We start from the raw sequence: 20,828 nt of genomic DNA, 5'->3' as shown, positions 1-20,828 counted from the left end.
ATTGTATAATGATTCCAACATAAAATGAATTGGATAGCACAAGTTCAAGTTAGTTTCCGTACTGATAATTAAGATTTTCAAAGAGTCGAGCCTAGTTTTTCTTTTGACGCAACTGATCAGGCGAAAAATCATACGACTTAATTGTCGTGTCCAAGATACTTAGGCTTTTATAATTTACCTTTGACCAATCCGGTGAAGAGGAAATCCAAAGGTACTCATCGACATTCTCACGTGTAATAGCAGATAAGTTAAAGGTAATTGCGCTGTTTTCTTGCCAGTATTTTACGCCGTTGTGAAAGTCAAATATGGAGACAAGCGCCCATCCGCCCATCATAAAATGCCCGCCAACTGACGCTGATAATGAACCTTTATCAATTAAAGCCAAGCTATCAGATAACCAATCAAATCCGCCAATGGCAACCTTGCCCGCATCGTTTTTAACTAATTGGCGGACTGCGGTTTGTGCACCCATCGCCATCAAATCTGACGCACTCCATATAATGTGCGTTTGTGGGTATCGTTTAAACAAACGCTTAGTTTTTGAGTAAGCTTGTTCTTTGGACCAACTAGCATGTACTGTCTGCTGCAAATTTATATCGTGTTGTTTGAAATAATCTGCCGCACCTTGATTTCGCTTATCAGACTCACTACCGTAGTGCCCATTAATGGCTAACCCATTTACTTGCCCTTTATGACCACCGGCAAGTACGCTTTGATGTAATGATTTTGCTAAATCATAGCCTGCTTGGTAGTTATCAAAAAAAACCTCTCCTAACCAGTGCTCAAACCGCTCTTTGGGAATGCCTATTTCTTCTTTTTCGAGCCCTGTTATTGTCTGTTCTAAAGTAATAAACTTAATGCCATAGTTGTTTAACATGGTCAGCGTTTGCTCAGCGCCACCGGGATAGAGCATCAAAATCACATAATCTGGGCTTGCGCGATAATCTAGATATTTTTTCAGCTCCGCAAGCTGTATATGGCGATTGCCATCACCGTAAATAACATCAATATTAATATCGAGTTGTGCAGCCGCCTCTTGCGTTATTTTTTGCACTTTCCCCCAAAAAGGCTCTCCCTCTAAAGACGGATTCACAAACAGCACGGAAAAATTGTTTTTAGCATAAGACGTAAACGAAATCATCAGCGCAAATAGTAGGAACAACACTTTTATCGAAGACATTTAGTACTCTCTTCTATTCAAATAGTTCTGACAGTGAGCAAACACAACTTCCGCGGGCCCTCTTAAAGATTTACATTTAAACCACCACACTACTGCCAATTGTAGAATAGTAAAGCCAATAAATAGTAAAAAATAGTCTGTTTGGGTGAAATAAATTTTCCATGTTGGAAAGACAAATTGAAAAAGCACTACACCCACCAAGGATTGCAACAAGTACAGTGATAATGAGTTACGACCAACATAGGACAAAAGTGACGCGCTCGTATCAAAAAGTTGTTTTCGCTTGAGTACTATACAGATCAAAGCAATACTAAAGGGGATGGCACATAACCAATTCAATAAGTCATAAACTAGGCCATATTGCTCTGCAAGGCTCAAACGTGCTGCAAGCGAGCCCAAAATAGAGAGAGGTATCAGAATGCATATACAAACAAATCTAGACAGATTCGCTTTACTCAGCCAATACATGCGATAAATCAAAACCCCAACAAGCATCAAGCCAAATATGTACCAAAGCGTGATGGTGGGCAGTAAAGCCAACATAGCTAGATAATTTTCTACATTAAACTTCAGTAACCCAAAAGCTGTAAACCCTATCTCGTCTAAATTGATTAGACTCTGCTCTACGCCTGTTTCACCACTTTGTAAAATCAGTAAGATAAGAGTTAAAATAGGGATGAAAATTGCGCAAACGGCGAGCTTAAAAAGTGTAGACGACTTTAACTTAATAACAGAAAGAACCAACAAGCCTGAAAAAGCGTAATTTAATAAAATATCACCTGGCCATACTAAGAAACCATGTATACAACCCAGAAAGCCAAGTACTAATAGTCTATTTTTTATAATTTTAGTGCCATTAGCTCCGTACTTCTCATAAAGCAGACAAATCGATACTCCAAATAAGATACTAAAAATGGTCCTAAACTTTCCATGTGCGAATATATCAACAATATAACTTAGTAAATTATCAGACCATGCGCTGCTTGGAGCCATAGCGCCCGACGTGAAATTAGCCATGTACATGAGATTTGTAAGGGGCAAGCCGAGTAAGGCAATGCCCCTCAAAAAATCAATAGAGTCTACTCTATACATTAATACACATGATCACGATACATATCAGCCCAGTTTACAGCCTGCGCATGAAAATCAGGAAGGTTTTCATCTGAAATATTCAGCATAGTGCACGCCTCCTGCATAGCCCACCAGCTGCCGCTTTCATAAGCTTTTACCGTATTTAAAATATAATACAGGGTGTTAGGCTCTCCAACCAAGGCGTCCCTGAGCACTTCAGGAAAAGGTAGCCGCTCCACAACAACATCCATCGGCTTATCCAAAATAGCGTCCAAAAGAGAAAATAGTCCTGTTAAAAAGCTCATACTGGCTAAGGAAGGGGCAACCTGTCGGCTTAGCAATTCACAAAAACGCGAACGAACAATGCTTAATCGTGTGAGCTCTGTAGGCTTTGTTTCAGCAACATGTGCAGTCATAATAAGGTTTACAAACTTAATAATTCGCTCATGCCCCAAATAAACTAAAGCCTGCTTTAATGACTCTATGCGATTTTTGATGGGGAATACACCTGAATTGATCAGCCTAAGTAGTTTATAAGCCAGTGCAGTATCCTGTGCAAATAACTCTGCTATCCGAGGAATATTCATATTTGGCTTTAATGCTTCAGCATAAATCAGCATCACAATGGCATAATTAATTTCGATGTCATTTTGCGCAATCATTGTCGGCTTTGCAAAAAAATAACCCTGAAAGAAGCTAAAACCCATTTTTTTCGCATGAACAAATTCTTCTTCAGTTTCAACTTTTTCCGCTAAAAGCTTCAAGTTTTTACGCTTTTTAAGTTGGTTTACTAATGGCTCAATCTCCTCTAATGGAGTTTCAACAAGGTCAAACTTGATTAACCTAACCAATTTTAAAAAAGGCTCCCACTCTTTTGAGTAAGTAAAGTCATCAAGTGCCAATCGATAATTACTATGAAAAAGCTGTCTCACTTTTTCATAGTTTTTACTTGTAGGTGGAATAGTTTCCAATAACTCTAGAATAACATCGTCTGCGGGTAAAAATTGTGCAAGCTCTTGATTTAAAGATTCTTCTCCAATATTTATTAATGCTTTTTTCCCTGAAGTTAAGTACCGAGTACCCAAATTCAGCTGATTATCCATAATTAACTTTGCTGTAGCAGCATTTTCAGCGACATTAGGAAAGCTGTTTTTTGTGCCATCACGAAATAATAGCTCATAAGCTACCACATGCTTTTTGCGATTAAAAATGGCCTGTCGAGCCACAAACACTTTCAAATCATCGCTCCTAGCTATACTGTTCCAATAACAGTACTTTAGTTTTATTCTTTTTTATTATTTTAACCCGAATTTCCGATAAATAAAATCCAACAAAAACATTAAAGTACTAGTTTTGTTACTCTAGGATGAGTAGTTTTACCTACTCATATAAATATTCCTTGTACTGAAGTGCGCTTTTTCCCCATGTAAATCGGCTCTGTGATGCCTCTAAAGCAATTTTATTATACTCATCTTTACAACTATTAAATACCTTTATACACGACTTAAATCTTTCGATTAAATTAAATCCTTGCTGCTGTATATTATCTCCACAAAACGTAAAGCCATTGATATTATTTTGCACTGTGTCCGCGAGGCCGCCAACAGAATTGACCAAACATGGTTGCCCCGCTCTCATAGCTAACATTTGACTAATACCACAAGGCTCAAATGAACTTGGCATAAGAAATAGGTCTCCAATAACATACAGCAAATCGCCAACATCTTGCCCATACCCGTTTAAGTAAAGCACATTTTCATGACGAGCCATAACTTGTGCAAACAAATATTCTAATTCGTGATCACCGCTACCGAGAATCACTAACCTTCCATGATGTTCACGCAAATAAAGAGCCAAGTCGTCCATGATCATGTTGCTACCGTTCTTTTGTGTTAGCAAAAATACTTTCTGGTTTGTTAAACGACCAACACTCGTTACTAATGGGCCAGTAATCGAAGACTTTTCCCACGCGAGCAACCTTTGATGCGCAATATAATGCACACTTTTTAGCTCAGTTGATTTCGACATCCAGTTAAAAATATTCGCTTCAGCACAGCGATAAAAGTCGTCTATATCATCCTTTGGCAATGCTTTTGAATATTCACACCCATTTAAAATTCCAATCAGTTTACCTTGGCTAGCAGCTATTTGCATATCATGCTCTAACCCCTCGCCACCAAAAAAACCAGCCTGATGATCACTACTTCTTTGTACCTCTTCACAGTATGTGGGTGATACTAAATGCACTTTATCAGAGAGGCCTATCGCAGCTCTCATAGGATTAAAACAATGAGGGTAAATATGGTCACAAATCTTTTGGCCATCATAACTCAAGGTGGGAAACCAAGCTTCAAGGCTAGACTCATCGCCATTGAATGGCCTGACGCCTTGTAGAGCCAAATTATGCACTGTAAAAACCGTTTTCACTTGCTTAAGAATTGTAAACCTTGGACTAAACTCGCGTAAAACAGCAACACAAGCGGCATGCCAATCATGTAAGTGCAGTACATCAATATCACCTATCAAACCGTGCTCGATGACTTCACATACAGCCGCACAAAAAAATGCGAATTTATTAGCATCTGTATGAAACGGTCGACCTTCATCATTACAGTAAACCGCACCGCCATGTTCCGAAAATAACGAATGAGAAATCACATATTGAGATACACCATCTTCCGATTCTACCAACCACAATACGGCCGTTTCTAAATGTTGTTTAAACGGTACCGCTATATCAGCCACAAACTCTCTATTTAAACGAGCTTCACCATAGTCAGGAACAATCACCGATGTATTGATATCCAAATGAGACAAGGCATAAGGGATGTCACGGATAACATCCGCAACACCACCAACCTTGCAATTTGGCAGCCTATCATTCTCTGCTGCCACCATTACTACATGCATACTTTACCCTTAGGCGCTTTCTAATTTCGATTCGGTCGGTTTCTGACTTGCTTGCAAAGCAGCAAGCATATCTCGGGTCACTAGAACAATGCCCTTATTTGAAACCCTAAACCCGTTACTGCGGTCCTCCTCTGGATCGAAACCTATTCGCATTCCGGTTGGGATCTCACAACTTCTATCAATAATTGCATTTTGAATCTTACAATGCCGGTTTATTTTAACACCTGGCAATACGACTGCACCTTCTATTTCACAATATGAATGCACATGAACATTTGAAAATAATAGAGATTTCCGAACAATTGAACCCGATATGATACACCCACCTGAGACAGTAGAGTCCACCGCCATACCCCGTCTATTTTCATCATCAAAAATAAACTTCGCTGGCGGGAGCTGCTCCTGATAGGTCCAAATAGGCCAAGATGGATCATATAAATCTAACTGTGGCTGAACTGATACCAGCTCCATATTGGCTTCCCAAAATGAGTCGATTGTTCCCACGTCACGCCAATAAGGTTGACCGGGGTGGCTGGGATCTCTAAATGGGAATGCAAACACGTTATGCTCTTCAATGATAGCTGGGATAATATCATGACCAAAATCACGGCCAGAACCTTCTCTTTGCGCATCTCGCTTTAACTGCTCAAATAAGAACTCCGTATTAAACACATAATTACCCATTGAAGCTAAACATGTGCCCGGTTTGCCCGGAATAGAGGTTGGCTCCGCAGGCTTTTCATCAAACCGTCTAACACGCTTACCTTCATCAACAGTCATAACACCAAATGTGTTTGCCGCCTCTTCACAGTCTACTTCGATACAGCACACGGTCATGTCAGCACCTGTTTCAACGTGCTTGGCGATTAATGCACCATAATCCATTCGATACACATGGTCGCCAGATAAAATCATCACATATTTAGGCAATTCATGGCGGATTATATCCATATTCTGAAATACGGCATCCGCCGTACCACAATACCATTCATCGCCATAACGCTGTGATGCAGGCAAAATCTCTACAGATTCTCCTAGTTCTTTTTTAAAATGTCCCCAAGCGCGATTAACATGTCTGATCAACGAGTGAGACTTGTACTGTGTTGCAATTCCAACTCGGCGTATTCCAGAGTTAATGCAATTAGACAATGGAAAATCAATTATTCTGTGCTTACCACCAAAATACACCGCTGGCTTTGCACGCCAATCGGTCAACTCGTGCAACCGACTGCCACGTCCACCTGCAAGGATCAATGCATAAGTGTCTCTTGTCAGGTTACTTATATAACGGTTTGCATAACTCGGCATTTCTTATCTCCATATTATTGTTCGTGGCGGTTACTGCATTGGTTTTAATCGCCAAATCTCTTCACTGTATTGGGAAATAGTACGATCGCTAGAAAAAGTGCCACTAGCTGCTGTATTTAAAATACTCATACGATTCCACAGTGTCTTATTCGTATAACTTTGCGCAGCCCGCTTTTGAGCATCAAAGTAACTTTCAAAATCCTGTGCAACTAACCAAGGGTCATTCGGGCTAGTAATAGATGCAATAATGTCGTTGAATAGGTTGGGTTCAAAAAGGTTAAAGTGGCCACTTTCAAGTAGTTTCATGGCATTTTTTAAGGGCTCAAATTCATCGATAATACTTGTTGGGTCATAATGCTGCCTCACTTGGCAGGCCTGTTCAGCAGTAACACCAAATAAGAAAAAGTTGTCATCCCCAACCTGCTCTCTAATTTCTATATTTGCACCATCTAAAGTCCCGATAGTCACAGCACCATTCATCATGAACTTCATGTTGCCTGTACCACTTGCCTCTTTACCTGCGGTTGAAATTTGTTGTGAAAGATCCGTAGCAGCGCAAATCGTTTCCATCGCTGTGACATTATAATTTGGTAAAAAAGCAACTCTTAAATATGGTTTAGCTGCATTGTCTTTATTGACGACATTTGCAACATTATTAATTAGCTTGATAATCAATTTGGCCATGTAATATCCAGGAGCCGCCTTACCACCAAACAATACGCATCTAGGTACCATATCTTTTACGTCACCTCTGCGGACCTGATCGTATAAAGCAATAACATGTAAAATATTCAATAGTTGCCTTTTGTACTCATGAATACGCTTTACTTGCACATCAAATATCATGCTTGTATCAAACTCTACATTGCATCGCGTTTTAACCAGCTCGGCTAACTTAGCTTTGTTACTTTCTTTAACTTTTTGCCACTGTGTGTGAAATGCAGGTTTATCATAGTATCTTCTGATGGCACTGATCTCTGAGAAATCCGCTTGCCACCCCTCGCCTATTTTATCTGTGATCAGGTCTGCTAAATCAGGGTTGCAATGCGCAAGCCACCTTCTCGGCGTCACACCGTTAGTCTTATTGTTAAACTTGTTAGGCCACAGATTATAAAAGGTGTTAAACAGTCCGGATTTAAGCAACTCGGTGTGCAAAGCGGCTACACCATTGACAGAAAAACTGCCTACAATTGCTAGATAAGCCATTCTGATTTGAGGTTCAGGACCCTCTTCGATTAAAGAAAGTTGCCTTTGCTTTTCTACATCTCCTGGCCACATGAGTGCAACCTCAGCTAAGAAACGCGCATTAATCTCGAAAATGATTTCCATCACTCTTGGTAACAATCGACTAAACAAAGGTACTGACCATTTTTCTAACGCTTCAGGTAGCAAGGTATGATTGGTATACGCCATTGTTGACGTTGTAATTTCCCAAGCATCATCCCACTCCATTTCATACTCATCCAGTAACAAACGCATAAGTTCAGCAACCGCTACACTTGGGTGTGTATCGTTAAGTTGAAAAACGTGATACTGAGCAAAGTCGCTAAAATCACTACCATGCTGCTCTGTCCACTGATGGAGAATATCTTGTAAACTGGCACTAGATAAAAAGTATTGTTGGCGAAGCCTCAGTTCTTTCCCGTTTTCACTGGCATCATTAGGGTAAAGCACCATGGTAATTTGCTCAGCAAGGTTTTTCTTAGCAACGGCTTCTGAGTAACTGCCAGCATTGAATTCTTTGAGGTTAAATTCATCTGTTGCTTCTGATTTCCATAATCTAAGCGTATTTACAACGCCATTACGGTAACCTGGGATAGGAACATCAAAAGGAACAGCTAACACATCCTGAGAATTCACCCACTGATGATGGATCCGGCCATGCTTATCGGTATGTGTTTCGACATTACCGAAAAACTTAACAATCTTCGCTTGCTCTGGCGCGCTTAACTCCCAAGGATGGCCTTCACGTAACCACTTATCAGGCTGCTCGATTTGCACGCCATGCTCAATTGATTGATTGAACATCCCATACTCATAACGAATACCGTAGCCAACTACAGGTAAAGCTAATGATGCACAACTATCTAAAAAACAGGCCGCAAGTCTGCCTAAACCGCCATTACCAAGCCCAGCATCATGCTCAGCAGATTCAAGCTCCTCGAGATTTGTTCCATACTCTTTAAGTGCAGATTTCACTTGTTCTTCAAGGTCTAAATTCAAAATCGCATTGCCAAGGGCTCGTCCCATTAAAAACTCTAAGGACAAGTACGCCGCTTTTTTAGTCTTTTGCTGTGATAAATACTGGTTTGTTGCACGGCAACGGGCTACTAACCTATCTCTTATTGTCAATGCTAACGCTTGAAATAAATAATGCTTTGATTCCCCAACCCGATCACGACCAAGGGTATAATAGAAATGTCGATTTAAATCATCTGCCAATGCGCTCTCATTGAGTTTTGGCGCATCTTGCCAGTGCTTAACAACACACACATTAGACTTTTTATCAGCCATTCGTGTTTTCCTCTAAGTTTGACATAAGTACCCAAGCACTTTGTCCTGTGAGACAAAAAGAGATAGGAAGTACGTCGCTGTCATTTACTTGCTCTGACGTAAACACACATTCCCAGTTACTAGAAAATGGAGGGGGTGGTAACGTAATAGATAAACGCTCAGTGTCCGCATTTAAAAGTACCATGACGGCTTTTGAGGTAAGCTTGTCGGCGAGAATATACATGAGCGTTTTATTCCCTTCATCATGCCAATCATGTTCGCTCATCGGGCGTGTTTCTTTATTTAACCACTCGACCGAAAACCGCTCATCATCAGCGTGAACAAAAAAAGGATGTTGAAAAACACTTAATTGACTTCTCAGCTTCATCAGCTCAGAAATAGAACTAATGAGTGTTTGACTCCCTCCGTATTCGGACCAATTTAACCAACTCACTTCATTATCTTGGCAATAAGCGTTATTGTTCCCGGCTTGACTATGTTTCAATTCTGTACCTGCAGCTATCATCGGCACTCCCTTTGACATGAACAAAGTTATCAGCGCGTTAGTCTGCATCTTGTGGCGTAACTGGACGACTTCTGAGTTATCTACATCACCTTCAAAGCCACAGTTAAAAGAATAATTTTCACTATGGCCATCTCGGTTATTCTCACCATTAGCCTCATTATGCTTTTGCTCATAGCTCACCCAGTCAGCCAAACTATATCCATCATGACTGGTCAAAAAGTTAATTGAGTTGAGTGGACCGCGTTGATTATGCTCAAACAAGTCATTGGAGCCATGGATGCGTTTAGCAAGCTCTGGCAAAGTGCCACTGTCCCCTCGCCAAAATCGCCTTACAATATCTCTATATTTGTCGTTCCACTCGCGCCAAGGTGATGGGAAAGCACCGAGTTGATACCCGCCAGGCCCTACATCCCAAGGCTCTGCAATTAATTTTACAGAGGACAAAACAGGGTCTTGCAATACAGCTTGAAAAAATGCGTGACGGCAAGAAAAACCATCTATTGTGCGGCCAAGTATGGTCGCTAAGTCAAACCTAAACCCATCTACTCCCATCACTTCCACCCAATATCTCAGGCTATCCATAATGAGTTTTAATGTGATCGGGTCGTCTATATTCACTGTATTACCACAACCTGTATCATTGATGTACACTGATTCTGGTGAATTTATCGTTCTATAATAACCGTTATTATTGAGCCCCTTAAAAGACAACATCGGGCCATCAATACCGCCTTCTGCAGTGTGGTTGTACACAACATCTATAATCACTTCGATTTTATGTTCATGAAACTGCCGAACCATATCTACAAATTCAGTCATATCGCCGTTTACGCAATATGCTCTGTGCGGAACAAAAAAGCTTAAGGTGTTATACCCCCAATAATTTTGCAGCCCTTTTGTCGTTAAAAACTGCTCACTCACAAATGCATGAACTGGCAGCAGCTCTATGGCTGTTACACCCAAAGATTTAAGGTGCAGTAAAAATGCAGGATCAGTCAATGCAGCAAACTTTCCCACTTTAGACTTGTCAATCTGTGGGTGAAGTTGCGTAGCCCCCTTCACATGACACTCGTAAATAAACGTATCTTGCCAAGGTGTATTGGGCTTTTTCCCTGTGTAAGCTTGTACTTTGGCAACTTTACATTTAGGCATATCAATAGCGTTATCTAAGCTATTAAATTCACCAACAGGCAGGTGGCAATAATGCCTTTCACTCCAAGTAAAGTCCCCACTAAAGTCTTTCGCATACGGATCTAGCAGTAATTTATTAACGTTAAAGAAGTGGCCATCCAAGTGATTGTATTTGCCGTCTGCTCGATAGCCGTATAGTGCACCAGAAGTGAGTGAGTCAACAAAAATACTCCAGATTCCTCCTTCATGACTATACATTTCAAGACGATTTTTTTCACATCGTCCAAAGCCGTCAAACAAACACAAATAAACCTTCTCTGCATTAGGGGCGTAGACTGAAAAATTAACACCTGTGTCTGTTACCGTACTGCCAAATGGGCAAGTACTGCCTTGTCGGGAGCTAATCATGTTTATGCCGATATATATTTTAAATAGACAGTACTTAACGGCGGTATTGTAATTTCAATACTGTTGTCTAATCCGTGACATGCCACAGCTTTACTCTGAACAAGTTGCTGCTTATGTGCGACAACTTGAACGCCACTGCCGTAAAATTGCTTGTCATCAGAGTTGAACACGACTTGATACACTCCTTCTTTGGGTACTCCTAACCTGAAATGATGAAATACTTGTGGTGTAAAATGGCTGACAACAACCAAAAGCTCAGATTGCTTTTTACCAAACCTTACAAAGCTCAAAATTGATTGCTCAGCATTATCACAATCAATCCACCTAAAGCCAGCAGGTGATCCATCGACTTCATATAAAGAGGGTGTTGAATGGTAGACTGAATTCAACTTTTTAACTGACTCAAAAACCCCTGTGTGTGCTTCACTTTCCAATAATGACCAGTCTAACTGCTTATTGTGATCCCACTCATCTCGAGGTGCTAACTCACTGCCCATAAACAGTAGTTTTTTGCCTGGGTGAGCAAACATAAACCCATAATAAGCGCGTAAATTAGCAAATTGCTGCCAGTCATCACCTGGCATTTTACTTAAAAGAGACCCTTTCCCATGCACAACCTCATCATGGCTTAGAGGTAAGATGTAGTTTTCTGAAAAGGCGTAAGCCATGGAAAACGTCATTTCATGATGATGAAACTTTCTGTGAATTGGATCACGTTGCATAAAGCCTAAGCTGTCATTCATCCAGCCCATGTTCCATTTATAGCCAAATCCTAATCCGCCATGGTCTACACTTTGTGTCACCCCAGGCCAAGCTGTAGATTCTTCTGCAACCATCATGGCATGTGGTGCATTTTTATAGCAAACAGCATTACTTCTCTGTAAGCAATCTATCGCGCCAAGATTTTCTCTGCCACCGTGTTTGTTAGCTATCCATTCCCCATCTTTTCTCGAGTAATCGAGATAAAGCATAGATGCGACAGCATCCACTCTGAGCCCATCTAATTGAAACTCTGACACCCAGTAATTCGCATTAGAGAGTATATAACTCTTAACCTCGGGTCTATCATAGTTAAAAACGCAAGTGTTCCAGTCTGGATGAAATCCTTGACGCTTGTCTGCATGCTCGTATAAATGTGTACCATCAAACCGATTTAACCCATGGGGATCCGTCGGGAAATGACCGGGCACCCAGTCGAGCAACAGACCAATTTCGTGTTTATGGCACATCTCACTAAAATATAAAAAATCGTCTACAGAACCGAAGCGACTGGACGGGGAAAAAAGACCTACAGGTTGATATCCCCAAGAGCCATCAAAGGGAAATTCGCTAATAGGCATTAATTGAATATGCGAAAAGCCTAAATCTTTTACGTAAGGCACAAGATCATCTGCTAACTCTCGATAAGTTAAATAACGATTTTGCTCATCAACTCTTCGCTTCCACGATCCCAAATGCACTTCGTATATAGAAATGGGGGACTCTACATGGTTACGCTTCATGCGCCTTTCGTACATTTCTTCATCATAAGTTGGCGCTTGAAATGTCTGCTGTAAAACACTTGCAGTGCCAGGCGCTTGTTGCATTTTTTTAGCGTAAGGATCTGCTTTTTCAAGCCTTTCACCACTCACTGTCGTGATCGCGAACTTATAACTTGTATCTGCTGATAATCCGGGAATAAACAAATCCCAAACACCACTAGCAGGGTGAAAACGCATATAATGTTGATTAGCTTGCCAAAAGTTAAACTCACCAATAACAGAGACGCTTTTTGCGTTTGGTGCCCAAACACTAAATTGTACGCCTTGAACACCTTCGTGATTTATAAAGCGAGCGCCAAAGTGATCATAGCCATGCTCGAGCGTACCCTCATTAAACAAGTACATAGCCTGTTCATCTAACGCACTATTAAAACTGTATACATCACAAAAATGCAAAGTGCTGTCTTCAAATTCTACTTTGAGGCGATAATTTTCCGCGCTTAGTTCTGCATCAAATACCACAGTGAACAACTGACTGTCTCCAAAACGAGTCATATGCTTTTGCGTTTTACCCAAAACAACCGCAACAGATAATGCGCTTGGAATGAAGACCCGCAAAACTGTATATGTTTTTGGCCCAACCTTAACTACATGTGGCCCTAAAAAGCTAAACGGATCTGAAAATGAGCCAGCTTGTAACGCAGCCACTTGGTCCGTGTAATCCTCTGTCATTTCAACATTTTTATTTACGGTATTCATTGTTGCTTCCTGATTGCATTGAGTTGTTGAATAAAGTCTCTATTAAGTTCAAATATCTCAACAAGCTCATGATTTAATTTGCGGCGCCAATTCGGGTATTCTGTATTTGTACCAGGTATATTTACAGGGAATTCTTGAAGGTCTAGATCATCCAATTGAATGGCAAGCAATTTGCTTGGACTGCTTGCTAATACATGCATAACAGCTTGGTATACCTCCTGACTCGAAGCGGTAATTTCTATATCAGGTAAATCATGCTTATTAATCCAGCTAATTAACCGCGCTTTTTCAATACCTCTAGCTTGTTTTTGATGATGACGCTGATGTTCATCAATCAATGCATAATCAAATTTAATATCAATGTCCGCGGCACTCCACCAGCCATGAAATGGAGGAACATCATGATTAGCGACCATAATCAGCGCATTTTTCCTCAGTTGTTCACTGGCTTTAAACTCACCATTTTGATTTTTCTCAAAATAAAATAGTGTGTTACCAAAAATTGCTGACTCTTCTAACGCCTGAGTTACCTCTGGCGGTACAACCCCAAGGTCCTCACCTATTACAATTGAACTATGTAAGTGTGACTCTATCTTTAAAATGGCCAACAAATATTCAAATGGATAATAAACATAACATCCGAGTTCCTGTCCTTCTTTTGCGAAGCACCACCATAAACGCCTCAGAGACATCACATGATCGATACGCAGCGCACCAACTTGGCTCAAATTGGAACGCACCAAAGATTTAAAATATGCAAAGTTATTATGCTTTACTTTTATCGGATTCAGCGCTGGCATCCCCCAGTTTTGACCCTGTTCAGCCCATGGGTCGGGTGGCGCGCCTATGTTTGCCTGCTCACTAAAGCAAGCGCGATAACTTTCAAACTCAAGTCCGCCGCCTGTACAACCGACAGCCAAATCATTCACCAACCCTATTTCCATTCCTTGCACAATACATAGTGACTGACAATGCTGCAGTTGCTCAGACGCTAACCACTGTAGAAACCATTCAAATTGACTTAGCTCTACATCCCCAAGTATTGATGTTTTTTCTTCTATAAAAGTGTTTAAAGCAGCTTCTTGGCGCGCGCTCTGTTGCCAACAGTTATACAAGCTTTCAAATAAAACGTACTTCACATTGGATGTTTGAGTGTAATCAATAAACTTGCTTGACACTGAACGCCTATGTCCTAAATCTGCAACAGACGAGAACAGCTCAGCACATTCTTGGCCAACTATTTCTTGTACATCATCTAACGCTATGTATAGGGGGTTAATTAAGCAGCGATGAGAAGGACTATAAGGGCTCGCTTCTTCAGGTTTTGCACTGAATAGCAAATGCAATGGATTTAAAAGGATAAAATCCCCGCCAAGTTTGGAAAACTGCGCTATCAATTGCTTTAAATCAGCAAAATCGCCAATGCCATAATTTCTATCACTTTTGAGAGTATAAAGCTGTAATGATACACCAAGCGGCTTTTTACTGCTGTGAGATACATAAGGGTTATAGCATTGCTTTGGTACTGACCAAAGCTCAGTTACTACTTGACCAAATGCACCTTCAATCAATAGATCAAGGTAGCCAATTGGTAACTTACCCAAATTGATTTTTAACGCAACATATCGGTTGTCAGAATGTATGTAGTCTCCAACTTCATCACACTCAGAAAGCTTAACCGTTATATCTATATTTGCAGAAGGTACCTTTATGCTTGCTATTGAATGCTTTAAAGTCTCTACGACTTTAATTACAAATGTGCCAGAGTCACTATCACTCAACGTCACAGGTTCGACAACTCGTGTCCATGGTGCAATATCTAATTCAAAATTGAGACGATCAACGACATGTTGATCATTCGTTTTAATGCCACAGCATTCAATGGCCGTTTGCCTCGTTAACGCATCAAAAACGACATGCTCGCCGTCATATTTAACAAAATCATAGCCGATACCATGGAGGTAATATAGCTGTTGTAGTCCTTCCATTGGCAACTAAGCCAATCTTTGTGTATCAACAATACTATTTTCACTACCAAAACCATTGGCAGCGTATCCATCAGCACTGTTGTCATTGTCCCATTGGTTACCATTTATCAAGTATCGAAAGTGGAATTGCTTATCAGTAGGTAGCCTGTGCTTGAGCTTAAATCTCTGCTCTTTTTTATTGAACCTCATACTAATAGGTTGCCAATCGTTAAATTCTGCAACGAGCTCAACTTTTTTGGCTTCAGGGTGAGAAAATTCAAATGTGATTTCGGCTTCGTTTTTCGTTTTAAAAAAACGTTTTGTTAACATTTTTGGCTCCAAAAACCTAACTTGGTTGGTGTTCCTTGCCACAAAACTATGTCGTATAATGTATGATTACGCGAACATATTTTGTGAGAATAGTTTAGTACATAAATAAAAACTTGTACGCCTCACAACAGTGCAATACAACTTACTTTTGCACCAGAAAAGTACATTTTTGGACAGAAAGCCCTTTGGTTATTAATGCCCAATCATGTTGAGCAATTATTAGGCCAATGACTTAAAAAAGTAGATAAGAATGATTATCGTGTAAAGTGAATTATATTGATAATTGATCTTGCGCAGTGAAGTCTAAGTTATTGTCCCTAAATTAAATTGAAATAATTTTGATAATTGCACTTGTAAACAAAAGCGTGTAAAAGGTTGTCATCCCTGAAGTCAAATTGATGTATACTACAGGAACATGAAGGATCCGGTTTTCGGTTAATTTTGGATTGTCTATATCATGCAGAATGTTTTTAAAAATTTAGCTTATGCTGTTGTTAGCCTTGTAGTAATTGGTATTGCTGCAAATCTAACTTTTGCTAAACATGTCCTGAATGCGCAATCCGGGTTACTTTCGTTGCAAACTCAAATCAGTGATGTTGAACAAGTTGAAAGATCGGCTCCTTGGTATCAGTTTGTCTACTACGACCAACAATTCGTTAGTAAGGACAATCAAACTTTTGTTATCATCGCAAATCAGCAGTCCCAATATGCCATAGCACCGACCTCAAGAGTGTTTAAGCTCGTATGGTCATCCCCTACCTTATTAATGCTTTGCTTAATCGCCGTGCTGTTTTTTATTTCTCAGTTCAAAAGTAACAAAAGAGACAAAGCACAGTTAGAAGCACTCAATGCCATAAATAAAGACCTCAATGCCTTGCTCGATGGACTTGAAATTAAACATAAAGAGCTTCACTCTGGCGGTCCTGTTGCACAAATTTGTTATGCAGTTCAATCACTAAGCGATAATCTTCAACGCATAAAAATACAGTCAGATAGTCACGTTTATCAAGATAAATTGACCAAACTTATAGATCGTCATGCGTACATAGAACATATTAGCGAGCAGCTGACCATTGCAGATAAAAGCAAATCCAAATGCGGATTGTTATTCATTGATTTAGACGGCTTTAAACAGGTTAACGATTCCTTTGGGCACAGTTTCGGTGATGAAATACTTATTCAGGTTTCAGGACGATTGGAGCAAGTGGTCAGGCAGTTTAAGCTCAATGATGCACATCCCGTACATGGGCTAGACCAAAACCTTTCTCGGCTTGGTGGAGACGAGTTCTCGATATTTGTGCCCAATCTTAATGACACCAGTTTCTGTACTGAGATAGCACAAACTATCCTTAGCGAAATTGAACGAGACTTTGTGCTTGGTAACAAACTAGTGAAAATAAGCGCCAGTATCGGGATTGCTGTATTCCCTGATAGTGCCTCTACGCCTAATGCGCTGTTGCAAATGTCAGATGTTGCAATGTATCGTGCTAAAACGGATGGACGCGGTATATTTAGAGTCTATTCACCAGAAATGGGGAATAAAATAAGACGCTACCACTATTTGTTAGAAGAATTGAGACTTGCAATTGCCTCTCAAAATTTTCAACTCTCTTTTCAGCCAATTGTCCATGTTGAAGATTGTTCAATAGATTACTTTGAAGCCCTCACCCGCTGGCACCACCCTATTGAGGGGCTAATACCTCCGTCTGAGTTTATTCCAATTGCCGAAGAATCAAATTTAATTTTAGAGCTTGGCGACTGGATATTACTAGAATCATGCCGACAAATGTCTGCTTGGCACAACGCGGGGATGAAAAAAGTAAAAATCTCAGTAAATGTATCTGGTATTCAGCTTAAACATAGACCTATTTACGACTGGGTTTTAGAAGCGCTTAATAAATCGGGACTGCCTGCAGCTTCCTTAATGATTGAAATCACCGAGTCAACGCTGATAACAGCCAGTGATGAAATTATTGCTCAGCTTGAGCGTTGCCGCAGTGCCGGTGTTACTATTGCGATTGATGATTTTGGCACGGGTTTTAGCTCATTGAGCACACTGGCTGATCTGCCAATCGATGTAATTAAAATAGATAAGCTGTTTATTTCACAAGCGAAAGACAACCCAAAATATTTTAAAATTTTAAACTCTATCAGCGAGCTTGGTGCACAGTTAGGCCTTAAAATCGTTGCTGAGGGTGTAGAGCAACTTGATCAGTTCGAATTAGTCAAGGACATGGGTATTTGTTGTGTCCAAGGCTATCTGGTGAGCCGTCCGGAAACCTCTCGCAATGTCGGCGATAAAGTGCTTAAAGGCAATGTGAACCACATCGCCACTACCGGAACAAGTGTGTGGTTACCCAAGGCAAACTAACGTTGAAATTTAGTTTCCAATATGACAGCTGAATTGGTTCTTTCGACTCCGTCTAAATTACCAATCTCATCCAATAATTGACTTAATTGCTCTAAGCTTTGCGCTTCTACAATGGCAATCATGTCATATTCCCCACTTATCGCGTATAAAGCAGAAATATGTGAGAGCTGTTTAAGGGCAATATTTGTTTTTGCCGTGAGCTTTTGCTTGACCTTAATTGAAACATGGGCAGACACAAGGTTACCCAAATAATCTTGACCAAAATCAATCTTATAACCTTGAATAACACCGCTTTGTTCCAACTTTTGCAATCTCGATTGCACCGTTGTTCGGGACATATCCAATAGTCTTGCTAGCTCAGAAATACTCGCCCTCGCGTTACTGCGCAGTACAGAAATCAATCTTTCATCTTGTTTGCTAATCATTTTGAACAATACCTATGTCATTTTGACGAACATTCTACTCAATTTGTACAAAATTACACTGCAAATTTTCATCGCATCACGCAATAATGTCAGAATAAGAATAGGCACATATATCCGTGCCCAGAAGTTGAAGTTATATGAGGACGACGTCATGCAAGTGAATCGCAAATTATTCGATGAGGTAATGGTACCTAACTACAATCCATCTGCTGTTATACCTGTAAAAGGCAAAGGTGCACGAGTTTGGGACCAAAACGGCGATGAGTACATCGACTTTGCTGGCGGTATCGCAGTAAACTGCCTAGGCCACAGCCATCCTGCTTTGGTCAACGCGTTGAAAGAGCAAGGTGAAAAAATTTGGCATTTATCAAATGTAATGACCAATGAGCCCGCACTTCGTCTAGCTAAAAAGCTGACTGACGCGACATTTGCAAGCAAAGTCTATTTTGCAAACTCAGGCGCTGAAGCAAATGAAGCAGCTTTGAAACTAGCACGTAGATTTGCTTTAGATAACTACAATGAAGAAAAAACGCAGATCATTGCATTTAACAAAGGTTTCCACGGCCGTACCTTCTTCACTGTAACAGTCGGTGGCCAAGCTGCATACTCTGATGGTTTTGGTCCTAAACCACAAGATATCATTCACATTGATTACAATGACTTAGAATCATTTTCAAAAGTAATCTCTGACAAAACATGTGCAGTCATGATGGAGCCTCTTCAAGGTGAAGGCGGCATCATCTCTCCAGATATTGAGTTTGTGCAAGGTGTAAGGGAATTATGTAACAAGCACAATGCACTGCTTATTTTTGATGAAGTACAAACAGGTGTTGGCCGTACAGGTGATTTGTACGCATACCAAGGTTTGAAAGTTACTCCTGACATTTTAACAACAGCAAAAGCGTTAGGTGGCGGCTTCCCAATTGGTGCAATGATCACCACAACTGATATTGCCAAACATTTAAAAATCGGTACTCACGGTTCTACTTACGGTGGTAACCCACTTGCTTGTGCCGTAGCTGAAGCTGCTTTTGATACGGTTAATACTCCTGAAGTATTAAATGGTGTAAAAGAGCGCGAGCAAATGTTCCGTGATGGCCTAAATGAAATTAACGAAAAGTACAATGTATTTAGCGAAGTGCGTGGTAAAGGCCTATTGTTAGGTTGCGTACTAAAAGGCGATTACGAAGGTAAGGCGAGAGATTTCCTAGTCGCAAGTGCACAGCATGGCTTAATGACTTTGGTCGCTGGGACTAATGTAGTTCGTTTCACACCTTCTCTTGTTATTACAGAAGAAGAAATTAAAGCTGGATTAGCACGCTTTGAGCTGGCTGTCGCGGATGTTGTAAACGCTTAACTTTCAAGGGCGACTTGTCGCCCTAAATGATATTTTTATGCAAGTACTTAGACCTATTAGTAGCGAAGATTTTGCTGCTTTAAAAAACATCGCGGTAGAGTCAGGGCATGGCTTCACATCTTTGCCTGTCGACGACAAGCTGTTGACAAGTAAGATACAACGCTCTCAAGAAAGCTTCAGTAAATCATTAAATTCACCAATCGATGAGGGATATTTATTTGTTCTCGAAGATTTAGAAACAGGTGAAATTAGTGGTACTACAGCTATTGAGGCAGCAGTTGGGATGCAGGTACCACTGTATCATTATCATCAAGGCAAAACCGTTCATCATTCTAGCACCTTAAATGTTTACAACACCGTTGAAATTCTGTCGATATGTAATGACTACACAGGTAGTTCAGAGATCTGCACGTTATTCTTGCGTGAGCAATTTAGACGTGGGTTGGCGGGTCGATTCTTGTCACGTATTCGTTTTTTATTTATGGCAGAGCATTCTGAACGCTTTAGCAATAGAGTCATTGCCGAAATGCGTGGCGTCAGTGATGAAAACGGCCACAGCCCCTTTTGGCAGTGGTTACAAGAACATTTTTTTAGCATTGAGTTCCCCAAGGCAGATCACCTAGTGGGTTTAGGTGACAAAGTCTTTATCTCTGAGTTAATGCCAAAATATCCAATCTACGCCAACTTGTTAAGCCCAGAGGCTCAAGCAGTAATTGGCCATGTGCATGAAAAAACAAAGCCAGCACTTCGCTTGCTGCAAAAGGAAGGCTTTGAACACAGGGGATACGTTGATTTATTTGATGCAGGGCCGACTGTCGAAGCTAGATTGGAAAATATTCGAACTGTGCGTGAAACTCAATACGGTACATTGGATATAGTCGAAGAACTCCCATCTAGCGAAACAACCTGGGCGCTTTCAAATGGTCAACTAGAACACTTTAGAGCCACATTTACTACTTCGGTAGTATGGAATGAACAAACTGAAACATTCACGACCACCTCAAAAACCGCAGAAGCTTTACAGTTACAGCAAGGTAATAAAGTCAGTGGATTCGTTTTATAACAATTAAATACGTCGTGCTTTGTCGTCACATTTACAACGCGGCCAAGC

14 protein-coding genes are annotated in these 20,828 nt (G+C 40.6%); 3 read left to right on the top strand and 11 right to left on the bottom strand.

The features are described 5' to 3' along the window. Positions 1-91: 91 nt before the first annotated feature. From QNM16_RS11755 to QNM16_RS11710, 10 genes are all read right to left on the bottom strand, one after another. Positions 92-1,180, bottom strand: a complete 1,089-nt coding sequence (locus QNM16_RS11755) for an ABC transporter substrate-binding protein (RefSeq protein ID WP_284020661.1) — start codon at positions 1,178-1,180, stop codon at positions 92-94. Then, a complete protein-coding gene (locus tag QNM16_RS11750; RefSeq protein ID WP_284020660.1) occupies positions 1,181-2,272 on the bottom strand; it encodes a DUF418 domain-containing protein in 1,092 nt (363 codons plus the stop codon). It abuts the gene before it with no gap. Continuing rightward, positions 2,272-3,489, bottom strand: coding sequence for an EAL and HDOD domain-containing protein (locus tag QNM16_RS11745; protein ID WP_284020659.1), 1,218 nt, complete (start codon positions 3,487-3,489; stop codon positions 2,272-2,274). The genes QNM16_RS11750 and QNM16_RS11745 overlap by 1 nt, the downstream gene beginning before the upstream one ends. A gap of 142 nt (positions 3,490-3,631) precedes the next feature. Continuing rightward, entirely contained in the window at positions 3,632-5,161 is a 1,530-nt protein-coding gene (locus tag QNM16_RS11740) for a glycogen synthase (protein ID WP_284020658.1), read from the bottom strand. Between the two features lie 9 nt (positions 5,162-5,170). Then, positions 5,171-6,469: a glucose-1-phosphate adenylyltransferase gene (gene glgC / locus QNM16_RS11735; RefSeq protein ID WP_284020657.1), complete on the bottom strand. Its 1,299-nt coding sequence runs from the start codon at positions 6,467-6,469 to the stop codon at positions 5,171-5,173. A 30-nt stretch (positions 6,470-6,499) separates the two neighbouring features. Further along, entirely contained in the window at positions 6,500-8,983 is a 2,484-nt protein-coding gene (locus QNM16_RS11730; RefSeq protein WP_284020656.1) for a glycogen/starch/alpha-glucan phosphorylase, read from the bottom strand. Continuing rightward, a complete protein-coding gene (gene glgX, locus QNM16_RS11725; RefSeq protein WP_284020655.1) occupies positions 8,976-11,027 on the bottom strand; it encodes a glycogen debranching protein GlgX in 2,052 nt (683 codons plus the stop codon). The genes QNM16_RS11730 and glgX overlap by 8 nt, the downstream gene beginning before the upstream one ends. Positions 11,028-11,029: 2 nt before the next feature. Then, positions 11,030-13,267: a 1,4-alpha-glucan branching protein GlgB gene (glgB, locus tag QNM16_RS11720; protein WP_284020654.1), complete on the bottom strand. Its 2,238-nt coding sequence runs from the start codon at positions 13,265-13,267 to the stop codon at positions 11,030-11,032. After that, a complete protein-coding gene (gene malQ / locus QNM16_RS11715; protein WP_284020653.1) occupies positions 13,264-15,255 on the bottom strand; it encodes a 4-alpha-glucanotransferase in 1,992 nt (663 codons plus the stop codon). Before malQ ends, glgB begins: the two co-directional genes overlap by 4 nt. Positions 15,256-15,261: 6 nt before the next feature. Continuing rightward, complete coding sequence (locus QNM16_RS11710) at positions 15,262-15,564, bottom strand: isoamylase early set domain-containing protein (RefSeq protein ID WP_063363692.1); 303 nt, start codon at positions 15,562-15,564, stop codon at positions 15,262-15,264. Positions 15,565-16,021: 457 nt separating this feature from the next. On the opposite strand from QNM16_RS11710, the gene QNM16_RS11705 reads away from it, so the two are divergent. Continuing rightward, positions 16,022-17,935: a putative bifunctional diguanylate cyclase/phosphodiesterase gene (locus QNM16_RS11705; RefSeq protein ID WP_284020652.1), complete on the top strand. Its 1,914-nt coding sequence runs from the start codon at positions 16,022-16,024 to the stop codon at positions 17,933-17,935. On the opposite strand, the gene QNM16_RS11700 is transcribed toward QNM16_RS11705, so the two are convergent. Then, positions 17,932-18,360 carry an Lrp/AsnC family transcriptional regulator gene (locus QNM16_RS11700; protein WP_046358116.1) on the bottom strand — a complete coding sequence of 143 codons (429 nt, stop codon included), beginning with the start codon at positions 18,358-18,360 and terminating at the stop codon, positions 17,932-17,934. The genes QNM16_RS11705 and QNM16_RS11700 overlap by 4 nt on opposite strands. A 151-nt stretch (positions 18,361-18,511) precedes the next feature. On the opposite strand from QNM16_RS11700, the gene QNM16_RS11695 reads away from it, so the two are divergent. Continuing rightward, complete coding sequence (locus QNM16_RS11695) at positions 18,512-19,717, top strand: aspartate aminotransferase family protein (protein ID WP_284020651.1); 1,206 nt, start codon at positions 18,512-18,514, stop codon at positions 19,715-19,717. Positions 19,718-19,754: 37 nt separating this feature from the next. Further along, positions 19,755-20,780: an arginine N-succinyltransferase gene (astA, locus tag QNM16_RS11690; RefSeq protein WP_284020650.1), complete on the top strand. Its 1,026-nt coding sequence runs from the start codon at positions 19,755-19,757 to the stop codon at positions 20,778-20,780. The last annotated feature ends 48 nt before the right edge of the window (positions 20,781-20,828 follow it).

Origin of the sequence: Pseudoalteromonas umbrosa (assembly GCF_030125375.1) — a bacterium.
Classification (GTDB): Bacteria; Pseudomonadota; Gammaproteobacteria; order Enterobacterales; family Alteromonadaceae; genus Pseudoalteromonas; species Pseudoalteromonas umbrosa.
The sequence above is the reverse complement of the archived record's forward strand: the minus strand, read 5'-3'. Positions and strand labels throughout refer to the sequence as shown.

What these genes read in the sequence shown, in the direction of transcription:
- QNM16_RS11755 (WP_284020661.1), bottom strand. Translation starts at nt 1,180, where the DNA reads ATGTCTTCGATAAAAGTGTTGTTCCTACTATTTGCGCTGATGATTTCG.
- QNM16_RS11750 (WP_284020660.1), bottom strand. Translation starts at nt 2,272, where the DNA reads ATGTATAGAGTAGACTCTATTGATTTTTTGAGGGGCATTGCCTTACTC.
- QNM16_RS11740 (WP_284020658.1), bottom strand. Translation starts at nt 5,161, where the DNA reads ATGCATGTAGTAATGGTGGCAGCAGAGAATGATAGGCTGCCAAATTGC.
- glgC (WP_284020657.1), bottom strand. Translation starts at nt 6,469, where the DNA reads ATGCCGAGTTATGCAAACCGTTATATAAGTAACCTGACAAGAGACACT.
- QNM16_RS11730 (WP_284020656.1), bottom strand. Translation starts at nt 8,983, where the DNA reads ATGGCTGATAAAAAGTCTAATGTGTGTGTTGTTAAGCACTGGCAAGAT.
- glgX (WP_284020655.1), bottom strand. Translation starts at nt 11,027, where the DNA reads ATGATTAGCTCCCGACAAGGCAGTACTTGCCCATTTGGCAGTACGGTA.
- glgB (WP_284020654.1), bottom strand. Translation starts at nt 13,267, where the DNA reads ATGAATACCGTAAATAAAAATGTTGAAATGACAGAGGATTACACGGAC.
- malQ (WP_284020653.1), bottom strand. Translation starts at nt 15,255, where the DNA reads ATGGAAGGACTACAACAGCTATATTACCTCCATGGTATCGGCTATGAT.
- QNM16_RS11710 (WP_063363692.1), bottom strand. Translation starts at nt 15,564, where the DNA reads ATGTTAACAAAACGTTTTTTTAAAACGAAAAACGAAGCCGAAATCACA.
- QNM16_RS11705 (WP_284020652.1), top strand. Translation starts at nt 16,022, where the DNA reads ATGCAGAATGTTTTTAAAAATTTAGCTTATGCTGTTGTTAGCCTTGTA.
- QNM16_RS11700 (WP_046358116.1), bottom strand. Translation starts at nt 18,360, where the DNA reads ATGATTAGCAAACAAGATGAAAGATTGATTTCTGTACTGCGCAGTAAC.
- QNM16_RS11695 (WP_284020651.1), top strand. Translation starts at nt 18,512, where the DNA reads ATGCAAGTGAATCGCAAATTATTCGATGAGGTAATGGTACCTAACTAC.
- astA (WP_284020650.1), top strand. Translation starts at nt 19,755, where the DNA reads ATGCAAGTACTTAGACCTATTAGTAGCGAAGATTTTGCTGCTTTAAAA.